General features: G+C 39.2%; 20 protein-coding genes. All 20 read left to right on the plus strand.

Annotated features, from left to right (window positions below; all coding sequences use genetic code 11):
- Nucleotides 1-4 precede the first annotated feature (4 nt).
- The 20 genes from GS400_RS08725 to GS400_RS08820 all read left to right on the plus strand — a co-directional run bounded on the left by GS400_RS08725 (nucleotide 5) and on the right by GS400_RS08820 (nucleotide 20,784).
- Nucleotides 5-721: a DUF881 domain-containing protein gene (locus GS400_RS08725; RefSeq protein ID WP_160100896.1), complete on the plus strand. Its 717-nt coding sequence runs from the start codon at nucleotides 5-7 to the stop codon at nucleotides 719-721.
- A complete protein-coding gene (locus GS400_RS08730; protein ID WP_160100898.1) occupies nucleotides 721-1,089 on the plus strand; it encodes a small basic family protein in 369 nt (122 codons plus the stop codon). The genes GS400_RS08725 and GS400_RS08730 overlap by 1 nt, the downstream gene beginning before the upstream one ends.
- Before the next feature lie 233 nt (nucleotides 1,090-1,322).
- Nucleotides 1,323-2,597: a cell division protein FtsA gene (gene ftsA, locus GS400_RS08735; protein ID WP_160100900.1), complete on the plus strand. Its 1,275-nt coding sequence runs from the start codon at nucleotides 1,323-1,325 to the stop codon at nucleotides 2,595-2,597.
- Between the two features lie 75 nt (nucleotides 2,598-2,672).
- Nucleotides 2,673-3,848 (plus strand): cell division protein FtsZ, encoded by a 1,176-nt coding sequence (gene ftsZ, locus GS400_RS08740; RefSeq protein ID WP_160100902.1) that lies wholly within the window; start codon nucleotides 2,673-2,675, stop codon nucleotides 3,846-3,848.
- 132 nt (nucleotides 3,849-3,980) lie between these two features.
- Complete coding sequence (locus GS400_RS08745) at nucleotides 3,981-5,234, plus strand: MFS transporter (protein ID WP_160100904.1); 1,254 nt, start codon at nucleotides 3,981-3,983, stop codon at nucleotides 5,232-5,234.
- Nucleotides 5,235-5,431: 197 nt separating this feature from the next.
- Nucleotides 5,432-6,352, plus strand: a complete 921-nt coding sequence (spoIIGA, locus tag GS400_RS08750) for a sigma-E processing peptidase SpoIIGA (protein ID WP_160100906.1) — start codon at nucleotides 5,432-5,434, stop codon at nucleotides 6,350-6,352.
- Nucleotides 6,353-6,378: 26 nt separating this feature from the next.
- Entirely contained in the window at nucleotides 6,379-7,098 is a 720-nt protein-coding gene (sigE, locus tag GS400_RS08755; protein WP_160100908.1) for an RNA polymerase sporulation sigma factor SigE, read from the plus strand.
- Nucleotides 7,099-8,086: 988 nt separating this feature from the next.
- Complete coding sequence (gene sigG / locus GS400_RS08760) at nucleotides 8,087-8,866, plus strand: RNA polymerase sporulation sigma factor SigG (protein ID WP_160100910.1); 780 nt, start codon at nucleotides 8,087-8,089, stop codon at nucleotides 8,864-8,866.
- Between the two features lie 127 nt (nucleotides 8,867-8,993).
- Entirely contained in the window at nucleotides 8,994-9,263 is a 270-nt protein-coding gene (locus GS400_RS08765) for a YlmC/YmxH family sporulation protein (protein WP_160100912.1), read from the plus strand.
- 165 nt (nucleotides 9,264-9,428) lie between these two features.
- Complete coding sequence (gene pgeF, locus GS400_RS08770) at nucleotides 9,429-10,247, plus strand: peptidoglycan editing factor PgeF (protein WP_160100914.1); 819 nt, start codon at nucleotides 9,429-9,431, stop codon at nucleotides 10,245-10,247.
- Between the two features lie 21 nt (nucleotides 10,248-10,268).
- Entirely contained in the window at nucleotides 10,269-10,946 is a 678-nt protein-coding gene (locus tag GS400_RS08775; RefSeq protein WP_201450147.1) for a YggS family pyridoxal phosphate-dependent enzyme, read from the plus strand.
- A 17-nt stretch (nucleotides 10,947-10,963) separates the two neighbouring features.
- Nucleotides 10,964-11,392: a cell division protein SepF gene (locus GS400_RS08780; protein WP_027448210.1), complete on the plus strand. Its 429-nt coding sequence runs from the start codon at nucleotides 10,964-10,966 to the stop codon at nucleotides 11,390-11,392.
- A gap of 27 nt (nucleotides 11,393-11,419) precedes the next feature.
- Nucleotides 11,420-11,701, plus strand: a complete 282-nt coding sequence (locus GS400_RS08785; RefSeq protein ID WP_160104568.1) for a YggT family protein — start codon at nucleotides 11,420-11,422, stop codon at nucleotides 11,699-11,701.
- Between the two features lie 61 nt (nucleotides 11,702-11,762).
- Nucleotides 11,763-12,536 carry a YlmH family RNA-binding protein gene (locus tag GS400_RS08790; protein WP_160100953.1) on the plus strand — a complete coding sequence of 258 codons (774 nt, stop codon included), beginning with the start codon at nucleotides 11,763-11,765 and terminating at the stop codon, nucleotides 12,534-12,536.
- A 115-nt stretch (nucleotides 12,537-12,651) separates the two neighbouring features.
- Complete coding sequence (locus tag GS400_RS08795) at nucleotides 12,652-13,167, plus strand: DivIVA domain-containing protein (protein WP_160100955.1); 516 nt, start codon at nucleotides 12,652-12,654, stop codon at nucleotides 13,165-13,167.
- Nucleotides 13,168-13,526: 359 nt separating this feature from the next.
- The gene (gene ileS, locus GS400_RS08800) at nucleotides 13,527-16,277 is read left to right on the plus strand and encodes an isoleucine--tRNA ligase (RefSeq protein ID WP_160100957.1); all 2,751 of its coding nucleotides are present in this window, start codon (nucleotides 13,527-13,529) and stop codon (nucleotides 16,275-16,277) included.
- Between the two features lie 872 nt (nucleotides 16,278-17,149).
- The gene (gene lspA / locus GS400_RS08805) at nucleotides 17,150-17,617 is read left to right on the plus strand and encodes a signal peptidase II (protein WP_160100959.1); all 468 of its coding nucleotides are present in this window, start codon (nucleotides 17,150-17,152) and stop codon (nucleotides 17,615-17,617) included.
- Complete coding sequence (locus GS400_RS08810; RefSeq protein WP_160100961.1) at nucleotides 17,614-18,525, plus strand: RluA family pseudouridine synthase; 912 nt, start codon at nucleotides 17,614-17,616, stop codon at nucleotides 18,523-18,525. The genes lspA and GS400_RS08810 overlap by 4 nt, the downstream gene beginning before the upstream one ends.
- A 147-nt stretch (nucleotides 18,526-18,672) precedes the next feature.
- The gene (gene pyrR, locus GS400_RS08815; protein ID WP_160100963.1) at nucleotides 18,673-19,260 is read left to right on the plus strand and encodes a bifunctional pyr operon transcriptional regulator/uracil phosphoribosyltransferase PyrR; all 588 of its coding nucleotides are present in this window, start codon (nucleotides 18,673-18,675) and stop codon (nucleotides 19,258-19,260) included.
- A 141-nt stretch (nucleotides 19,261-19,401) separates the two neighbouring features.
- A complete protein-coding gene (locus GS400_RS08820; protein ID WP_160100965.1) occupies nucleotides 19,402-20,784 on the plus strand; it encodes a solute carrier family 23 protein in 1,383 nt (460 codons plus the stop codon).
- The last annotated feature ends 66 nt before the right edge of the window (nucleotides 20,785-20,850 follow it).

Raw genomic sequence — 20,850 nt, forward strand, 5'->3', positions numbered from 1 at the left:
GGATGTGAGCCTACGATACAAGATTTTATTTTCTATCATATTTGCAAGCGTTGGTTTTATGATCGCCATTCAGTTCCAAAGTACCCAGAACACAGTAAAACGAGATACTCGTGACTTGTGGGAAGTACGGAAGGAATTACAGAATCAGCAAAAAGTTCAACAACAATTGTACAACAAAATTGCAGAATTGGATGAAATGATTGCACAGTATGAAGGCCAAACCCAATCAGCTAAAGTAGAAACCTTAAAAGAATCTATTCAAGTTCTCAAAAGGGACGCCGGACTTACCGAAGTTTCAGGCGAAGGAATTGTTATTAAGGTCACACCCATTTTTCAAAACATTGATTCAGAGCAAACTTATCCAAGTGTATCACCAGGACTCTTACACCGATTAATCAATGAATTGAATACATACGGAGCTTCTGACATTGCCATTTCTAGTGAGCGTATTACCAATGTGTCACCAATACGAGATGTAAATGGGCACACATATGTAAATAATCATCCTATACCGCCATTGCCGATAACAATTAAAGTATTATCAGAAAATGCGAGTAGGCTTTTGGATTACATGCAAGTTAGCCAATCAAAAGATGATTTTGCCATTGAAAACCTAGAATTAGAAATGTCAAAAAGAGAAGAGCTGACATTACCAGCATATGAGCAAGTACCTAAGTTGAAATATGTAGAAGTTGAGAAAAGAGAAATAGGTGAATCGTAATGTGGCTTCCGGTTTTATTTTTACTCATTGGTTTAACTTTAGGATTATTAACAGATTTTCAAGTTCCTGAAGAATATGCAGATTATCTTTCTATTGCTGTTCTTGCAGCGTTTGATACATTGTTAGGCGGAATACGGGCTCATTTAGAAGGAAAGTTTGACCAACGAGTTTTTGTATCTGGTTTTTTCTTTAACGTATCTTTAGCTGCTCTTTTAGCTTTTCTTGGGGTTCAACTAGGAATTGATTTATATTTAGCAGCTGTATTCGCTTTTGGAGTTCGATTATTTCAAAATATAGCTTTGATTAGAAGGTATATGATTGAACGAAGTAGAAAAAAGAAGGAAGATGAAAAAAACAGAAGAAAATAAAAGGATATTCCTATAATTCTGTTGAAATTATAATTAAGTTTCTGAGATAGTCTATGTATGATCCAATTAAGCTTTAGTTATGTAGATCGTTTTCAAAAATAGGACTTTTGGATCATTTTATCCAAAATGTTTAAAATATTCCTTTCTCTGTCGAAAATGAATTGCTATATAATATAAGATTAGGTAACATGTGAACTATTCAGATATGCCTTAACATAGGAGGTGCCTTGGATTTGAACAACAATGATATATTAGTCAGTCTTGACATAGGTACATCAAAAATAAAAGTCATTATTGGCGAAGTGATGAATGATTCATTAAATATTATCGGGGTAGGAACAGCTGCCTCTAACGGCATGAAAAAAGGTGCAATTGTTGACATAGATCAAACCGTGCAGTCCATACGTAGTGCTGTAGAACAAGCAGAACGCATGGTTGGAATGCAAATTAATCGTGTGGTCGTAGGGATCAACGGTAATCATATTCAATTACAACCTTGTCATGGTGTCGTTGCAGTACAAAGTGAAAATCGAGAAATTGATGAGGAAGATATCAATCGTGTGCTAGATGCAGCTCAGGTGATGTCAATTCCACCAGAGAGAGAAATTATTGACGTAATTCCTCAGCAATTTATTGTGGATGGGTTAGATGAGATTACAGACCCACGCGGCATGATTGGGGTTCGTCTAGAAATGGAAGGGACCATCATAACGTGTTCTAAAACGGTCTTACATAACATCTTAAAATGTGTGGAGCGAGCAAACCTTGAAGTCTTAGACATTTGCTTGCAACCACTAGCAGCTGGTTCTGTAGCTCTTTCAAAAGATGAAAAGAACTTGGGTGTTGCGTTAATTGATATTGGCGGAGGTTGTACAACCATATCCGTATTTGAACAAGGTACATTACAAGGAACAAGTGTCGTACCTCTTGGTGGAGATAACATTACCAAGGACTTATCGATTGGGATGCGCACTTCTACAGAAGAAGCAGAAGATATTAAACGCAATTATGGACATGCATTCTTTGACGAAGCTCAAGAGGATGAATCTTTTGACGTCTCCATCATCGGTAGTGATAGGAAACAATCATTTAACCAATTACAATTATCTGATATGATTGAAGCAAGGCTAGAAGAGATTTATGCATTTATTGAGCAAGAAATTCGTCGAATGGGATATCGTGAACTCCCAGGAGGCATGGTCTTAACTGGTGGCGTGTTGAGCATGCCAGGCTGTTTAGATCTTGCCCAAGATGTATTTCAGGCAAATGTCAGAATTGCTATCCCTGATTACATAGGTGTTAGAGAACCGCAATTCACCTCTGGAGTAGGGATTTTACAGTTCGCATATCACAATGCAAAAATTCAAGGAAAAGAATTATTCCCAGCAGTAACTATTGAAGAACCTGAAGCAAAAGTTAAAAAACAAAAGAAGCCAACTACTCAAAAGGAACCTAAGAAAGAAAAAGAATCAGGATTATCTAATTTGATTAAATACTTTTTCGATTAAAAAAGGCGTTCCCTTGGCCGTATATCATAGCTAGTAAAAGAAACTTGTAATCTTGCAAAGTGGGAGGAACGAAAAATGTTAGAGTTTGATACAAATATGGATCAATTAGCAACCATAAAAGTTGTTGGAATTGGTGGCGGCGGTAGTAATGCCGTTAACCGTATGATTGAGCACGGTGTTCAAGGCGTTGAATTCATCGCTGTCAATACAGATGCACAAGCTTTAAATCTATCAAAAGCAGAAGTGAAGATGCAAATCGGAACGAAGCTTACACGAGGTTTAGGTGCAGGTGCGAACCCGGAAGTGGGTCGAAAAGCTGCTGAAGAAAGCAAAGAGCAGATTGAGGAAGCTTTACAAGGAGCAGATATGGTCTTCGTTACTGCTGGAATGGGAGGCGGCACAGGTACAGGTGCTGCACCCGTTATTGCGCAAGTAGCGAAAGAAATAGGTGCTCTTACAGTAGGCGTTGTAACTCGTCCATTCATGTTCGAAGGACGTAAACGTTCCAACCAAGCTGCGGGAGGTATTGACGCATTAAAGAGTAATGTAGACACATTAATTGTGATTCCAAATGATCGCTTACTTGAAATCGTTGATAAGAATACACCAATGCTTGAAGCATTCCGTGAAGCGGATAATGTATTACGTCAAGGTGTACAAGGTATTTCAGACCTTATTGCGACTCCAGGTCTCATTAACGTAGACTTTGCCGACGTGAAGACAATCATGGCAGATAAAGGTTCAGCCCTAATGGGTATCGGAATTGCTACTGGCGAAAGTCGAGCGGTAGAAGCTGCCAAAAAAGCTATTTCATCACCATTGCTTGAAACATCTATTGATGGTGCACATGGTGTCCTAATGAACATTACAGGTGGAGCAAACCTAAGCTTGTATGAAGTTCAAGAAGCGGCTGACATCGTAACATCCGCAGCTGACCAAGAAGTTAACGTGATCTTCGGTTCAGTAATTAACGAGAACTTAAAAGATGAGATTGTTGTAACGGTTATTGCGACAGGTTTTGATGAAAGTCAACTTGAAGCTGAGAGAAAAGGACAGGGTCGTCCATCTATCAATACTCAGCAGCAGCAACAGCAACAACAGCCAACTGAGAAAAAGCAGCGCGTAGAACCAAAACAGCGTGATATGCAAACATCTGGACAACCATCCGGATCTAATAACCAAAAGAACTTCCAAGAGGAAGAAACATTAGACATTCCAACGTTCTTGCGTAACCGTAATCGCAGACGATAAGCTTCTATTGTTTTAAAAAATAGAAGGTCTATAAGAAATCCTGTCATGTTATCTCAATATGACAGGATTTTTTATGTTAGGCTATTATAAGTTGTACAAAATACATGCTTAACGATTAATGGGGGGACTTGTTTGAAAAAGTTAGTATCTGATTGGTTTCTATCGTTTCAATATATTAAATACCTATGGCTATGGTTAACGGTTACATTAACGAATACAGGGAAATGGGTATTTACACTTGGTGTAACATGGCAAGTCTTTCACATAACAGAATCTTCTTTCTGGTCTGGTGCAATTATGTTTGCTTTAATGTTTCCAAATATTATAGGGGCGCCTGTCGTTGGAGTATTAGCAGATAAAATTGAACGTCGTAAATTAATTTACGTAGCTATTGGGTTCACACTCATTGTTTTAACAACGTTAACCATCACAACAATGACTAGTGTAATATCACCTTTAGGTCTGGTTGCTTTATCATTTATGTTTGGGCTTGGTTCAAGTATGATTAATGTGGTTATTAACACGATTGTACCAGGTATTGTTCCAAAGAAAACTCTCTATAATGCCTATTCTTTAAAAGCTGTTGGACAAAGAGGTTCAGAGTTTATTGGTCCGTTATTAGCTACTCCGCTTTTAGCATTGATGGGGCCACAATTGGTTTATATCATAGGTGCTTTCATTTACGTGCTAGCTATCCTATTTGTAGGATTCCTGAACGTCCCTAAAATGGTTGATGACGATCTAATAGATCAAGAGAATTTTATACCTTCTTTCATAACAGGACTGAACTATATTCGAAACAATCGTTACATATTTGGGATCATCGTCTTAGTTGGTTTGCATTGTGCTCTCACAATGGCATTTATGGGGATGTTACCGAGTTTCGTAACCAAAGGGCTAGGATCAAAGGCAGAGTTTTATGGGTTTCTTATGAGTATGGTAGGTTTAGGGGCCATATTCGGCACTTTGTCCTTAGCGGGATTAAAAAGTCATACCTTAAAAGTTAAGTTATTTTGGGTTAGTTCTGTTCTTAGTGGATTATCTTTGTCCTTCTTGGGATTAAGTAGTAATGAAACAATTGCCATCATAGCTATTTTATTTGTTGGGTCCTCACAAGCCCTATTTATGACATTAACAAATGCATTTATTCAAGAAGCAACAGATGAGCATGTCCGTGGACGGGTAACAAGTGTTTATTATGTGTTAGCAGCAGGACTTATGTCTATTGCGAATTGGGTCTATGGTTGGTTAGGAAATGTGATTGATCCTCGTTTAATCATGGTGACTACAGGAATAGCTTTCATGGTTGTAGTGGTGTTATACTGGGGCGCTACGAACAAAGCCATGGTGAGACCCAAGGTTATAAAAGAAAATATCAGTGTTTAGGTAATAAAAAGTCTTGTGTTTTGCAAGGCTTTTTATTATTTAGGATCAGCTTTCGTTAACCGACAAAATCGTTGAAAATCTTCAAAAATATTTTTAACTCTCTCTACAGAATATGACAGACTTCTATTTCTATCTTCGCTATACTTACTCTCACAAGATGAACTTTCTAATAGGAAGGGCAAGAAGGGGAGGACATTGTGACCATCTATTTAGATGCCGTTTGGCTTTTGAACTTTTTCTTGGACTGGATGATCTTGATGCTTACGCATAGCTTATCCAAATCACAAAATAACCGGTGGAGACTTGTTATAGGAGCTTTGGTTGCTTCATTGCTCGTACCTATAAACCTCTACTATCCAGCATCTATTTGGTCATCTCCTTTAGGTAAGGCAATTTTTTCAGCCATCATTATTTTAACTGCATTCGGGTTTAGGAATCTTCGTATTTTTGTACGTCATATTCTCTATTTTTATTTTATTACCTTCGCTATAGGAGGAGGGTTGTTTGGTCTCTATTTTGTATTGAATGAACAAATTCAAGTATCGAATGGTGTAGTTGTGACGTATCAAACTGGATTTGGTGATGGGATTAGCTGGTTGTTTGTATTTATTGGGTTTCCAATTGTTTGGTGGTTTACAAAGAAACGAATGGAACAATTGGTCGTACAGCAAATGAAATATGATGAAATGATCCAAGTAAAGTTGAGTATCCAAGGGCAAATCCATGAAACGACTGCACTTATTGATAGTGGAAATCAATTGACTGATCCGATTACAAAACGACCAGTCATTATATGTGATAAAACATTAATGAGAAGGTGGTTTTCAGAGGAGGAATGGGGGCAATTGAAGAGAGCTAACGATGACTTGGCTTTAGATCAACTACCAGAACGATGGAGTGATAAAATACGTATCATTCCATATCAAGGTGTCAGTGGCCAGGGGTCATTTATGATGTCGATAAAACCTGACTGGCTTGAAGTTACAGTTCAAGAGAAGCATGTAAACATCAATCAAGTTTTAATAGGCTTTCAATTTGGACAACTAGCTCCAGATGATAGCTATCATTGCTTAATGCATCCCCACTTATTAAAGACGATAGCAGTGGACTCTGCATAAGATCGTGTTCATAAAGGAGGAGTATGATGGGTAAATGGAAACTCAAATTACAATTATGGTGGTATAAGTTTTTAATCAAGCTTGGGTGGAAGACAGATGAGATCTACTACATAGGAGGAAATGATGCCCTGCCGCCTCCCTTATCAAAAGAGGAAGAACAAGAACTGTTAAAAAGATTACCAAAAGAAGACAAAGCAGCTCGAGCTATGCTGATTGAACGAAACCTACGACTTGTTGTATATATTGCTAGGAAGTTTGAGAATACAGGAATTAATATTGAAGATTTAATCAGTATAGGTACGATTGGACTTATTAAAGCTGTAAATACCTTTAACCCTGAAAAGAAAATCAAGCTAGCGACTTATGCTTCCCGCTGTATTGAAAACGAAATTTTGATGTATTTACGAAGAAATAACAAAATTCGAAGTGAAGTGTCCTTCGATGAGCCTCTTAACATTGATTGGGATGGGAATGAGCTTTTACTTTCCGATGTGTTAGGAACGGATGATGATATTATTACGCGTGATCTAGAGGCCCACGTGGACAAGCGCCTCTTGAAGAAAGCACTCGAGTCGTTAAATGAGCGGGAACAGCAAATTATGGAGTTACGTTTTGGGTTAATTGGTGAAGATGAAATGACACAAAAAGACGTAGCAGATATGTTAGGCATTTCACAGTCTTACATATCCAGACTTGAGAAAAAGATCATTCGTCGTTTGAAGAAAGAATTTAATAAGATGGTGTAATTCGAGAGAAAGTATAATAGCAAGCGAATTTGAGGGTTGAATCCTAAAATGGATTCAGCCTTCTTTTTAATGAGAGTTTTTTTACTTGTTTTAGGATAATTTTATGTTCATTAGTTACTCAACATTATGGCAGTAATATGGAATAACTGTTTTAGTGAGAGAGGCGGTTCCGTTGCTATTGTTGAGTACGGTGGGCTTGGGAACGGGTTGCTTTCCCCGGACGAACGATCGAGCCTCCTCATCCGCTACGCTTCTTGCGGGGTCTCGCTCGCCCGTTTTTCCGGAGGAGTCAACCCGTTCCCAAGCCCACCTTAGCCGAATGGTGATGAACGGAACCGCAGCGATATGAGGAGGTAATGCTTACGGACATTCATTCCGCTAATTGCTGCAAATCACCTTAATAAAGAGCAATCTGTCACAAATAAGGTACCATATGTCCGTAACGACTCTCGAAATGCCTTAAAAGTTCAAAATAACGGAACAGATGTCCGTAAGGTTTAGAACCCACACACTAGGGTCCGTTATTCTCCATAAACGCAAAGGGGGGAAGAAAACGGCAAACTCCAGTGGTAGAAAGGGCAGATGAGACCCCACAGAGAACGGAGTGAACGAGGAGGCTCAAAGTAAACAAGGAAGATCGACTAAGACCGCCACATCGTGTGGCAACGTCGACCTACCCCACGTCGTGTGAGGCAACAGGAGTATTGCCGTTTCACTGACCCCCTTACTCTCATACAAGCAACGGACTCCTCCGAACCTATATCTCGAATCCAAGTCTTCCAGATAAGGGGGCTTTAATGTAATAAGAGCCTAAACACTATAATGATTATTTTGAAAAGATTTACTATATCGGTATAGTCCTTTTATACCAAGGATTAGCGAAGGGTTCTGTCGATTTCTGTCGTGTTTTTGAATAGTGTCCTGCATATTTTTCCCTCATGAGGAGATACTGACTTTTGACAGCATCTCCACATAGGAGGGTATAGATTTGACAAAACATAAGGTTGAAATATGCGGAGTCGATACATCCAAATTACCAGTACTTAAAAACGATGAAATGAGAGAGCTATTTAAACGTATGCAATCGGGAGAACATTGGGCCCGTGAAGAACTCGTTAATGGAAACTTACGACTGGTTTTAAGTGTAATCCAGCGTTTTAATAACCGAGGCGAGTATGTAGATGACTTATTTCAAGTTGGCTGCATTGGCTTAATGAAATCAATCGATAATTTTGACTTAAGTCAAAATGTTAAGTTTTCCACCTATGCAGTACCGATGATTATTGGGGAAATTCGACGATACTTAAGAGATAATAACCCAATTCGTGTGTCTCGTTCACTACGTGACATCGCTTATAAAGCTTTACAAGTGAGAGAGAAGCTAATGAGTAAAACATCAAAGGATCCATCACCCATGGAGATTGCTGAAGAGATGGGCGTACCTCATTCCGATGTTGTATTCGCATTAGATGCTATTCAAGATCCAGTTTCATTATTTGAACCCATTTACAATGACGGCGGAGACCCTATTTTTGTTATGGATCAATTAAGTGATGACACAAACAAGGATACAATTTGGATCGATGAAATTGCACTTAAAGAAGGTATGAGAAGATTAAATGAGCGAGAAAAGATGATACTCAACTATCGCTTTTTCCAGGGAAAAACACAAATGGAAGTTGCAGATGAAATTGGCATCTCCCAAGCACAGGTATCCCGTTTAGAAAAAGCAGCTATTAAAGAAATGAATAAGCAAATGTATGAATAAAAAAACATGAAGAATCGGTACCGTGTTGCACCTGAAATTTGTTAAATCGACAAATTTTGGTGATTGCACGGTACCGTTCTATTTTGGATATGGGTGTGCATATAGTAATTGTAGGGGTGGTGTGGATATGGTTACGATTTCTGAATTACAAGTTAAGGAGATTATTTCTGTTGAAAATGGGGAAAAACTTGGACATATGACTGATTTAGAAATTGATGTAGATCGTGGAAGACTAATCTCTATAATAATAGGTGGAAAAGGAAAGATGATGGGGTTTCTTGGTAAGGATGAAGAGATCATCATACCTTGGGAGTCGATTTTAAAAATTGGAGAAGATGTTATTCTTGTAAAGAAAGCGATTCAGCCGGCTTTATATGCACCAAATCAAGCAGATTAAGCCTAATCTCACAAGAATTTTGTCTGAAAATATGATAGAATATAGAAAAACTTGCCGAACGGCAAGTTTTAAGCCTATATTAGACTATGAAATTATATTTACTACTAGAGTTATAAACAGTCATATTGATCATTCGAATAAACTTAAATGTATGGAGGATGAGACATGTCGGAAGGTTTTCATCATACGCATCCGTCCTATTTAGAAATAACAAAATGGACTTATGCTCACCCAGAGCTTGTTGTGGGCATGACCACCCGTTTAGGTGGATCAGGAGAGCCTCCATTTGATTCATTTAATTTAGGGTGGCATGTACCAGATCGGCAAGAAACAGTACATCAAAATCGAGAAACATTGGCTTCTCTTTTACAATTTTCAATGGACACTTGGATTGGTGGAGAACAGGTGCACGATACGGATATCTATACCGTAACCAAGAAAGATAAAGGGAAAGGTGCATTTAATCAAGATTCGTCTATTCCAAACTGTGATGGTTTAATAACAAAAGAACCAAATGTATTGTTAACTGCTTTCTATGCTGATTGTGTTCCTTTGTTTTTCTTTGATCCCATTACGGGTTGGATTGGAATAGCTCATGCAGGTTGGCGTGGAACTGTAGCGAAAATGGGCCCCAAAATGGTTCAAGCCTTGGTCGAAAAAGGCGTAGATCCTAAAACGCTTCGAGTAGGAATTGGTCCATCGATAAGTGGAGATATGTATGAAGTGGATGATAATGTGATTCAACAACTTCCAAAAAAATATCAGGAAGAGCCAATTGTTCAATCTCAAGAAAATGGACGTTACCTTTTATCTCTTCAAGATATGCATGTGGACTTGTTATTAGAAGCTGGTCTAGAGGAAAAACATATCGAACAATCAGAGTACTGTACATATCAAAACGATCATTTATTCTTCTCACACCGACGTGATAAGGGGAAAACAGGACGTATGTTAGGATTTATTGGACTAAAAGAAAAACTATAGCAAGGAAGGAGCATGTCCTTCGTGAACGTTGCAGAAAACTTAGAAACCATCCAAGCTAATATTAGACAAGCCTGTGATCGAGCAGGTAGATCAAATAACGAGATCTCTGTTATTGCTGTAACAAAGTATGTGACGATTGACCGTGCTAAGCAGGCGATTGAAGCGGGAGTCGAACACTTAGGAGAAAACAGAGTGGAGGGTATGAATGAAAAGTACGATGAAATTGGACAAGGTGTTCAATGGCATTTTATCGGAACCCTACAGTCTCGAAAAGTAAAAGAAGTGATCGATCAGGTATCTATGATCCATTCACTCGACCGCAAATCTTTAGCAAAAGAAATTAATAAGCGAACCGATCGTAAAGTTCCATGTTTTGTTCAAGTAAATGTTAGTGGTGAAGATTCTAAACATGGCTTAGAGCCTGAAGAAGTCATTCCATTTATTGATTCACTTCGCAACTATGAAAATATTGAAGTGACTGGTCTTATGACGATGGCTCCTTATATAGAAGATCAGGATAAGTTAAGGTCAATCTTCAGAAAGCTTAGAACAATTAAGGAAGAAGTTGAAACGAAAGATTGGGCTCATGCACCATGTAAGCACCTATCTATGGGGATGAGCAATGATTACGAAATTGCCATTGAAGAAGGAGCTACACACATACGAATTGGCTCCAAGCTAGTTGGCAAGGAATTTTAATAAAGGGGTGAAACATTATGAGTTTAAAAAATAAACTACGAAACTTTTTTATAGAAGATGAATACGAGTATATTGAAACGGAAGAAGAAGCTGAAGGGCCAGAGCCGATGCATCAACAACAACAATCAAGTGATTCTAAAAAGCAAAATGTAGTTAGCTTAAAAAGTATGCAACAGTCTTCTAAGGTTGTCCTTTGCGAGCCACGTACGTATAATGAAGCCCAAGAGATTGCTGATAATCTTGTAAATCGTAAAGCTGTTGTGATCAACCTTCAGCGTGTAGACCATCAACAAGCAAAACGTATTGTAGATTTTTTAAGCGGAACGGTGTATGCTATTGGTGGAGATATTCAAAAACTTGGCGCTCAAACATTCCTATGCACACCTGAGAATGTCGATGTTTCTGGTACAATATCAGAAGTCATGAATGAGAGCGATGATTTTTAGAAAAGGTGGTTAACGATTTTGACTGGTATTTTACTAACGATATTAGAGCTTGTAGACTTACTACTAACTGGCTATTTCTTTGCATTGATCGGTTACATACTTATGTCTTGGTTTCCAGGAGCACGGGACTCATCAATTGGAAACTTCCTAACAAAGATTTGTGAACCTTATTTAGAACCTTTCCGTAAAGTAATCCCTCCAATTGGCATGATTGATATTTCACCAATTGTGGCGATTTTCGTGTTGCAGTTTGCACAAGGTTCCGGATTGCATGCCCTAGGGCAACTTATCATAAACCTAACAAGCTGATGGAGAATCATGGAGACATGATCTCCTTTTTCATTTAGAGAGAATTTAAGGAGTAAAGCTTATGGAGATTTATCAGCACTTTCGAAAAGAGGAGCAGCCGTTCATTGATCAGGTTTTATCCTGGCAGGAAGATGTAGAGCGGATGTATCAGCGGAAGCTGACAGACTTTCTTGATCCTCGTCAACAGAAAATCTTTAGTACGATTATTGGGAATCATGATGATTTTTTATTGAGAGATTATGGTGGAACATCAACTGCAGAACGGAAAAGGATGATCCTGGCTCCTTATTATGAGGAGATTGAAACAGATGATTTTCAGGTGACATTACTTGAAGCAAAGTATCCAAGTAAGTTTGTAACACTTGAGCATAAGGATGTCCTCGGAGCATTCATGTCCCTTGGTGTTAAACGAAGTAAACTAGGAGATTTGATTGTTACAGAGGATACCATTCAAATTCTAGTAGCCTCAGAAATTGTTACGTATGTCCAAATGAACTTAACAGGTATCAAAAAAGCAGGTGTTCAATTCGAGGAGAAGCCTCATGAACATTTACTTGAGAGCACAGAAGAATGGTCCGAGAGTACAGGGACTGTAGCTTCCTTACGATTAGATATTATACTAAAAGAGATCTATAATTTATCCCGTCAAAAAGCTTCCCTTTATATTGAAAAAGGGCTGGTTAAGGTGAATTTTCAAACTGTAGATAATCCAGCTTTCTTATTAGAAGAAGGAGATATGATCTCTGTACGAGGTAAAGGCCGTAGTCAGCTTAATTCCATAGAAGGAAAAACAAAAAAAGAAAAATGGAGAATTGTGACGTCTCAGTTAAAATAAGTCCAAGGAACTAGAAGGAATATGCGCATCTTTGTCGAAATAAATAGTATCCACAAGACTGTTCATGAAGAGCGGTCCGTATATCAAAACCCTACACCCTAAGGAGGTGGCCCGTGTGGCACTAACACCATTGGATATTCATAATAAGGAATTTACGAGAGGCTTTCGCGGTTACGATGAAGATGAAGTAAACGAATTTTTAGATCAAATCATCAAAGATTATGAAGTGGTCATCCGTGATAAGAAAAAACTTGAAGATAAAGTTCAAGAATTAGAAGAAAAATTAGGACACTTCAGTAACATTGAACAAACACTAAATAAGTCTATTCTTGTTGCCCAGGAAACGGCTGAAGAAGTGAAGACAAACGCTAATAAAGAGAGTAAATTAATCGTAAAAGAAGCAGAGAAGAATGCTGATCGTATTATTAATGAAGCTCTTGCTAAATCTCGTCGTATTTCATTAGAGGTAGAGGAACTGAAGAAACAAGCCAAGGTCTTCCGTACTCGTCTGAAAATGATGGTTGAAGCACAACTAGATATGATTGATAATGATGATTGGGATGATCTTTTTAACGTTGAAATTGATGAAGAAACAGAGTATGAAAAAGAATTAGCTGAAAATAATTCTTGACGTTGAATTTATTTTTACATATAATTCATAATCAGAAATTATAGCATTGTTAATTACGATGACAGGGTTCGTGCAATAAATCTATCTTGACTAGCGAATCAGGGATGGTGGAAGCCTGAAGCATGACATTTATTGTCCTATCCCCCTCGAGTACCCTTACTGAAGATAGTAGGTTAGGGCGATTCATTCACGTTACGAATGCTGAAGTGGATTTGTTCCAATCTTTTGGACAATTCTATAAGGGTGGTACCGCGAGTCCTTCTCGTCCCTTTTGGGGATGGGGAGGTTTTTTGTATATTTAAAGGTATTTCCCATGTTCAACATGACCATCATGAGTAATTGAAGGAGGAGAAAATACAATGAATTATAAAGATACCTTGTTGATGCCAAAGACGGAATTCCCAATGCGCGGGAACCTTCCAAACCGCGAGCCAAATCAACAACAAGAGTGGGAAGAACAAAATATTTATGAAAAAGTTCAACAACGAACAGAAGGGCGTCCTCTATTTGTCCTTCATGATGGACCTCCATATGCGAACGGAGATCTTCACATGGGACACGCGTTAAATAAAGTCCTTAAAGATTTTGTTGTTCGTTATAAATCGATGGCAGGGTACCACGCACCTTATGTACCAGGCTGGGATACACACGGCTTACCGATTGAACAAGCATTAGCCAAGAAAAAAGTGAATCGTAAGAAAATGACGGTAGCAGAATTCCGTGAGCGTTGTAAAGAATATGCGTTAAACCAAGTTGATAATCAACGTAGCCAATTTAAGCGTCTGGGTGTTCGTGGTGATTGGGACAATCCATATATTACATTAGATGAAAGCTATGAAGCTGCTCAAATTGAAGTATTCGGTGAGATGGCAAAGAAAGGTTATATCTATAAAGGGAAGAAGCCTGTTTATTGGTCTCCATCATCTGAATCTGCCCTTGCAGAAGCAGAAATCGAATATCATGATAAACGTTCTCCATCTATTTATGTTGCTTTTGATGTAAAAGATCCTAAAGGTGTTCTAGAAGGCGATGAGAAATTCATTATCTGGACAACAACACCTTGGACCATCCCAGCAAACATGGCGATCTCCTTGCACCCTGAATTAAACTACGTAACCGTTGCAGCAAACGGAGCGAAATATATTATTGCTGAAAAATTAATCGATGAAGTAGCAGAGGCATTAGAGTGGAGTAACCCTGAAATCGTAAAAACCTATCAAGGTAGCCAACTTGAACATGTTGTTGCTCAACATCCACTTTATGATCGTGACTCTCTTATTACTTTAGGAGAACATGTAACAACAGATGCGGGTACTGGTTGTGTTCATACAGCACCTGGTCACGGTGAGGATGACTTCTGGGTTGGTAAACAGTATGGTCTAGAAGTTCTTTGTCCTGTTGATGAAAAAGGTTACTTCACTTCAGAAGCACCAGGATATGAAGGTTTGTTCTATGATGCAGCAAATAAAGACATTACAGAAAAGCTTGAAGAAACAGGTGCTCTACTAAACTTAACCTTTATAAAACACTCGTATCCACATGATTGGCGTACGAAAAAGCCAACCATTTTCCGTGCAACGTCTCAATGGTTCGCTTCTATTAAAGATTTCCGTGAGGACATTTTAAGTGAGATTCGCGAAATTAATTGGGTACCGAAATGGGGCGAAACACGTCTTTATAACATGGTGCGTGACCGTGAGGACTGGTGTATCTCTCGTCAACGTGCATGGGGTGTACCAATTCCAGTATTCTATGGTGAGGATAATACTCCAATTATTACGGACGAAACGATTTCTCATGTATCAAAACTGTTCCGTGAGCATGGTTCAAATGTATGGTTCGAGCGTGAAGCAAAAGATTTGTTACCAGAAGGGTTTACTTCTGAACATAGTCCAAACGGTACGTTCACAAAAGAAGAAGATATCATGGACGTTTGGTTCGATAGTGGATCTTCTCACCAGGCTGTGCTAAAAGAACGTGGCGAATTAGATCGTCCAGCAGATATCTATCTAGAAGGTTCTGACCAATATCGTGGTTGGTTTAACTCTTCCCTATCTACATCTGTAGCGATTACAGGCAAGTCTCCATTCAAAACGATTTTAAGTCACGGCTTCGCACTAGATGGGGAAGGACGTAAGATGAGTAAGTCCATGGGTAATGTTGTTGTACCTGATAAAGTAATGAAACAGCTTGGTGCTGATATTTTACGCCTTTGGGTATCAAGTGCAGACTATCAAGCAGACGTACGTATTTCTGATAACATTTTAAAACAGGTTTCAGAAGTTTATCGTAAAATCCGTAATACGTTCCGTTTCCTACTTGGTAACCTTCATGATTTTGATCCTGCAAAAGATGCAGTTGCAACAGAGAACCTGCAAGAAGTTGATCAGTACATGTTACTTCGTCTACAAGAACTAACACAAAAAGTTCGTGATGGATATGATTCATATGAATACGCAACGATTTATCATGCAATTCACAACTTCTGTACGATTGATTTAAGTGCGTTTTACCTTGATTTTGCAAAAGACGTTCTTTACATTGAGTCACAGGACAATCCTAGACGTCGTAGCATCCAAACGGTTTATTATGAAATGTTAACGTCCCTAACGAAGATGCTTTCACCAATCCTTTCTCACACAGCTGACGAAGTGTGGAAGCACATTCCTGGTGTTGAAGCAGAAAGTGTTCAGTTAACAGACATGCCTGAAGCAAAAGAAGTTCCAAATCAGGATGCGTTAAAAGCAAAATGGGATCACTTCATGAATGTGCGCGATGATGTGTTAAAAGCACTTGAAGAAGCGCGTAATGAAAAAGTGATTGGTAAATCTTTAGAAGCGCATGTTACGTTAGTGCCTAAAGATGAGCAAACCAAAGAATTGCTTCAATCTGTAGATCATTTAGAACAGCTTCTTATTGTATCTGGTGCATCCATCAGTGGTGAATCAGGCGATGCGAAGCAATATGACCATGTTGATGTAGCTGTTAAAGCTCATCCAGGTGAAAAGTGTCAGCGTTGCTGGGTTGTAACGGAAGAATTAGGCCAGAGTGAAAAACACCCTGACCTTTGCCCGCGCTGTGCATCTATTGTTGAAGAGCAGTATGAATAGTATTAAATAGATAATTGTTAAGTAGTTCAGTTTCGGGTGCAATTTCAGCATTTGTACCCTTAATTGGACTATTTTTTTATTAGATCACCTTAACAGCTTACTTAACAATCTGGCATTTATCTGGAATAAGCATCTGAGTGAGAGGGTGGGTTCGTTGCTTTTGTGAGGCGTGGGGGTCATTGAAACGGCAATACTCCTGCGGAAGACCGTCCAAGCCTCCTCATCCGCTACGCTCCTTGCGGGGTCTCGGCCGCCCTTTCTACCGCGGGAGTTTGCCGTTTCCTTCCCCCCATTGGAATGGAGGTTAACGACCCCAGCTCTAATTAGTTGATTCTTCCATAGCGCATCAAAAGTATTATATGGAGATCAGAAATGCCATAAATACGCTTTATCTCAGGATTCTAACCCTCTTCTATCTTGTTAAGGTGTAACTAACAAATACCAAACAGAAACACTTTTTACGCTGCGGTTCCGTTAATCTCATTACGGCTAAGGTGGGCTGGGAAACGGGCTGACTCCTCCGGAAAAACGGGCGAGCGAGACCCCGCAGGGAACGTAGTGAGTGAGGAGGCTCGATCGTTCGTCCGGGGAAAGCAGCCCGTTTCCCAGCCCGCCGCACTCCATAAAAGCAACGGAACCATACTCATCTTATCTCGAAACCAAGTCTTCCACATAAGGGGGTTATAATGGAATGAGAAAAGAGCTTAGACAGCATATGTAATGGATTACTATAGATGTTTATGGACATATTGCACCAAAACATTTTTACTGCTCAATATGACCTTCGATTCATTTCAATAACACTAAGCATATATTGCAAAAGTATGGTAAAATGCAAAAGGAAGAGTTTGTGAAAGAACGGAGGACGACCCATGTGGTATTATTTCATAGTAGCTGCTGTACTAATTCTAGATCAGCTAACTAAATGGATGATTGTAAAGCGAATGGAAATTGGGGAACATATTCCTGTCATTGAAAACTTTTTTTACATAACGTCTCACCGCAACCGCGGAGCGGCATGGGGAATTTTACAAGGGCAGATGTGGTTCTTCTATATCGTTACAGCCATTGTCATTTGTGTGGTCATTTATTATATGCATAAGTACGCTAGTTCCAGTAACGTCTTAGGGTTATCCCTTGGCTTAATTTTAGGCGGGGCAATCGGAAACTTTATCGATCGACTGTTTCGCAAAGAAGTTGTAGATTTTATAGATATCTATATCGGAAGCTATGACTATCCCATTTTTAACATAGCAGATTCAGCGCTCGTTGTAGGTGTAATCCTTGTCTTTTTTGCAACGATGCTAGATGAACGTAAGAAAGGAAGCAAGTCATCATGAGTTCAAATAACCATATCGTAACAGTAGAAGAACAAGGAGCGCGTCTAGATAAGTTGATCGTTGATCTTCACAGTGATGCATCTCGTTCACAAATTCAATCTTGGATTAAAGAACAATATGTAATGGTAAACGGTAGACATGTAAAGAGTAACTACAAGTGCCAAGAAGGAGACGAAATTTCTTGGACAGTACCTGAAGCAGAACCCCTTGAAGTTGTAGCTGAAGATATCCCAATTCATATTGTTTATCAGGATAAAGATATTGCTGTAGTCAATAAACCTAGAGGCATGGTGGTGCACCCATCAGCAGGGCATCCATCAGGTACATTAGTAAACGCTTTACTTTATCATTGTCACGATTTATCAGGGATTAATGGTGTAATGCGTCCTGGAATTGTGCATCGAATTGATAAAGATACAAGTGGATTGTTGATGGTTGCGAAAAACGATAAAGCACATGCATCCCTTGCTGAACAATTATCTGAGAAGACCATCGATCGAAAATATGTAGCCATCGTACATGGAGAAATTCAACATGAGTACGGCACAATAGAAGCTCCAATAGGGAGAGACCCTAAAGACCGTCAAAAGATGGCTGTTGTTGAAGGAGGGAAAGATGCAGTAACCCATTTTAAGGTGTTGCATTTGTACCCTGAGTACTCCTACATTGAATGTGTGCTTGAGACAGGGCGTACTCACCAGATTCGTGTTCATATGCGTTACATTGAGCACCCTCTTGCTGGTGATCCGAAGTACGGTCCAAGAAGGACGTTACCAATTGATGGACAGGCATTACATGCTAAACATTTAGCCTTTGAACACCCAACGACAGGGGAGTGGATGGAATTCGATCAAGAACCTCCAGAACCTTTCCAAAAACTATTAGATGAACTTCAGAAAAGATCTTGACTTTACCCCTATCATTTGTGATAATCTTTAATTAGAAAATAAAACATGACCCTTTAACTTAGTCCTGTGAGGCTAACAAGGAATGCGGATGAATACACAACTATGTCTTATAATAGACTACGTATATCCAAAATCCCCTTGTCACTCATGGCAAGGGGATTTTTTGCGGTCATTACCAAGGAGGTGCACGATTTGGAGAAAAAAGCTTCCCTACTAGATGAAGCAGCCATTCGAAGAGCATTAACACGTATTGCTCATGAAATACTCGAGAAAAACAAAGGAACAGATGGACTCACTTTAATTGGCATTAAAACAAGAGGAGTACCATTGGCACAGCGTTTAGCTAAAAAGATTGCAGAAATAGAAGGCGTAGACGTTCCTATAGGGGAAGTTGATATTACCCTTTATCGTGATGATCTTACGAAAGAAAATGATCAGGAAGAGCCTGAAATTAAAGGGATGAATGTCAAACAAGATATCACGAATCAAAAAGTGATCCTTGTAGATGATGTTCTTTACACAGGTCGCACAGTTCGAGCTGCTATGGATGCAGTCATGGATCATGGAAGACCAGCACAGGTCCAACTAGCTGTACTCGTAGACCGAGGACACAGAGAGTTACCGCTAAGAGCTGATTATGTAGGCAAAAACATTCCAACATCTTTAGATGAGATCATCGGGGTTAGCTTAAGTGAAACCGATGAATCGGATGAAGTAAGTATCTACTCAAAATAAAACAGAAGACCTTTAATTTAGTTCAGAGAAACTGAAAAGGTCGCTTAGATAGGAAACGTGTATCTACTAGGATACGTGTACCTCTTTGCGAGCTTTTCGTAAAGAGGTTTTTTTATGAGGAAAAAAGGGAGGACGATCGATATGAACAAAAATGAAAAGATATTAGATGTACGAGATGTACCTAATTGGCCAAAATGGTTAACATTAAGCTTACAGCATTTATTTGCCATGTTCGGTGCTACGATATTAGTTCCATTTTTAACGAACTTATCACCTGCAGTTGCACTTGTTTCAAGTGGACTTGGCACGCTTGCTTATTTACTCATAACCAAAGGTAGAATACCAGCTTATCTAGGATCTAGTTTTGCTTTTATTGCTCCAATAACGGGTGCCATGTCTGCCGGGGGCGTAGAAGGTGCCATGGTCGGAAGTTTTTTAGCTGGACTTGTTTATGGACTTATATCAGTACTTATACGTATGTTTGGATTAAACTGGCTTATGAAAATCTTACCTCCTATTGTAGTGGGACCTGTCATCATCGTAATTGGGCTTTCACTTGCTACTACAGCAGTTGATATGGCTTCAAATGACGCTGATGGAAATTATAGTCTAACTCATCTAATGATTGCTCTGGTGACACTTGGTGTAACAATCATTGCTACGGTGTTTTTCAGAGGTTTCTTGAACATCATTCCAGTTCTGTTAGGTATAACAAGTGGCTATCTTCTAGCTCTTGGAATTGGAATTGTAGATGGATCTCAAGTGAAAGCAGAATGGGTGGAGTTAACATCTGCAAGTGGAGTTGGAGAGTTTCTAACAGCATTCTTCCAAGTACCAGACTTCGTAATCCCTTTTGCAGATTATAACCCTATGAATGTTCTCACTTTAAATATTGTTACGATCATGGTTCCAATTGCCTTTGTGACACTAGCAGAGCATACAGGAGATCAAATGGTTCTATCTAAGGTAGCAGGGCGTAACTTCTTAAAAGAACCTGGACTTCATCGCTCAATCGCAGGGGATGGAATTGCAACCATCATCGCTTCCATGCTTGGTGGGCCTCCAAACACAACATACGGTGAAAATATCGGGGTATTAGCAATAACTCGCGTATTCAGTGTGTTTGTTATCGGGGGAGCTGCAGTACTAGCAATATTCTTTGGGTTTACTGGAATTGTAACAGCAGTTATTTCAGCTATACCGACAGCTGTTATGGGCGGTGTGTCCATACTACTTTTTGGAATAATCGCTTCTTCCGGGCTTCGCATGCTTACAGATAATCAAGTGGATTTAGGAGATAAACGAAATCTAATTATCTCTTCTGTCATCCTTGTAGTTGGGATTGGTGGCGCTACAGTTAAAATACCTGCGTTCAACCTTGACTTATCAGGAATGGCATTAGCTGCCTTAATCGGTGTCATCCTTAACCTAGTCCTCCCAGGAAAAGAAAAAGGTTATGGCAACGGTAAGATGTTTGAAGAAAATGAAGATATGAAAGAAAAAGCAGATGAATCTGCAGCATAAATGACTCGAAAGACACGTTTTAATAAAGTCCCGTGAGGCTTTAAAGGGTGTTCGGTTCGACATGTT

It is taken from the genome of Pontibacillus sp. HMF3514 (assembly GCF_009858175.1).
Taxonomy (GTDB): Bacteria; Bacillota; Bacilli; order Bacillales; family BH030062; genus Pontibacillus.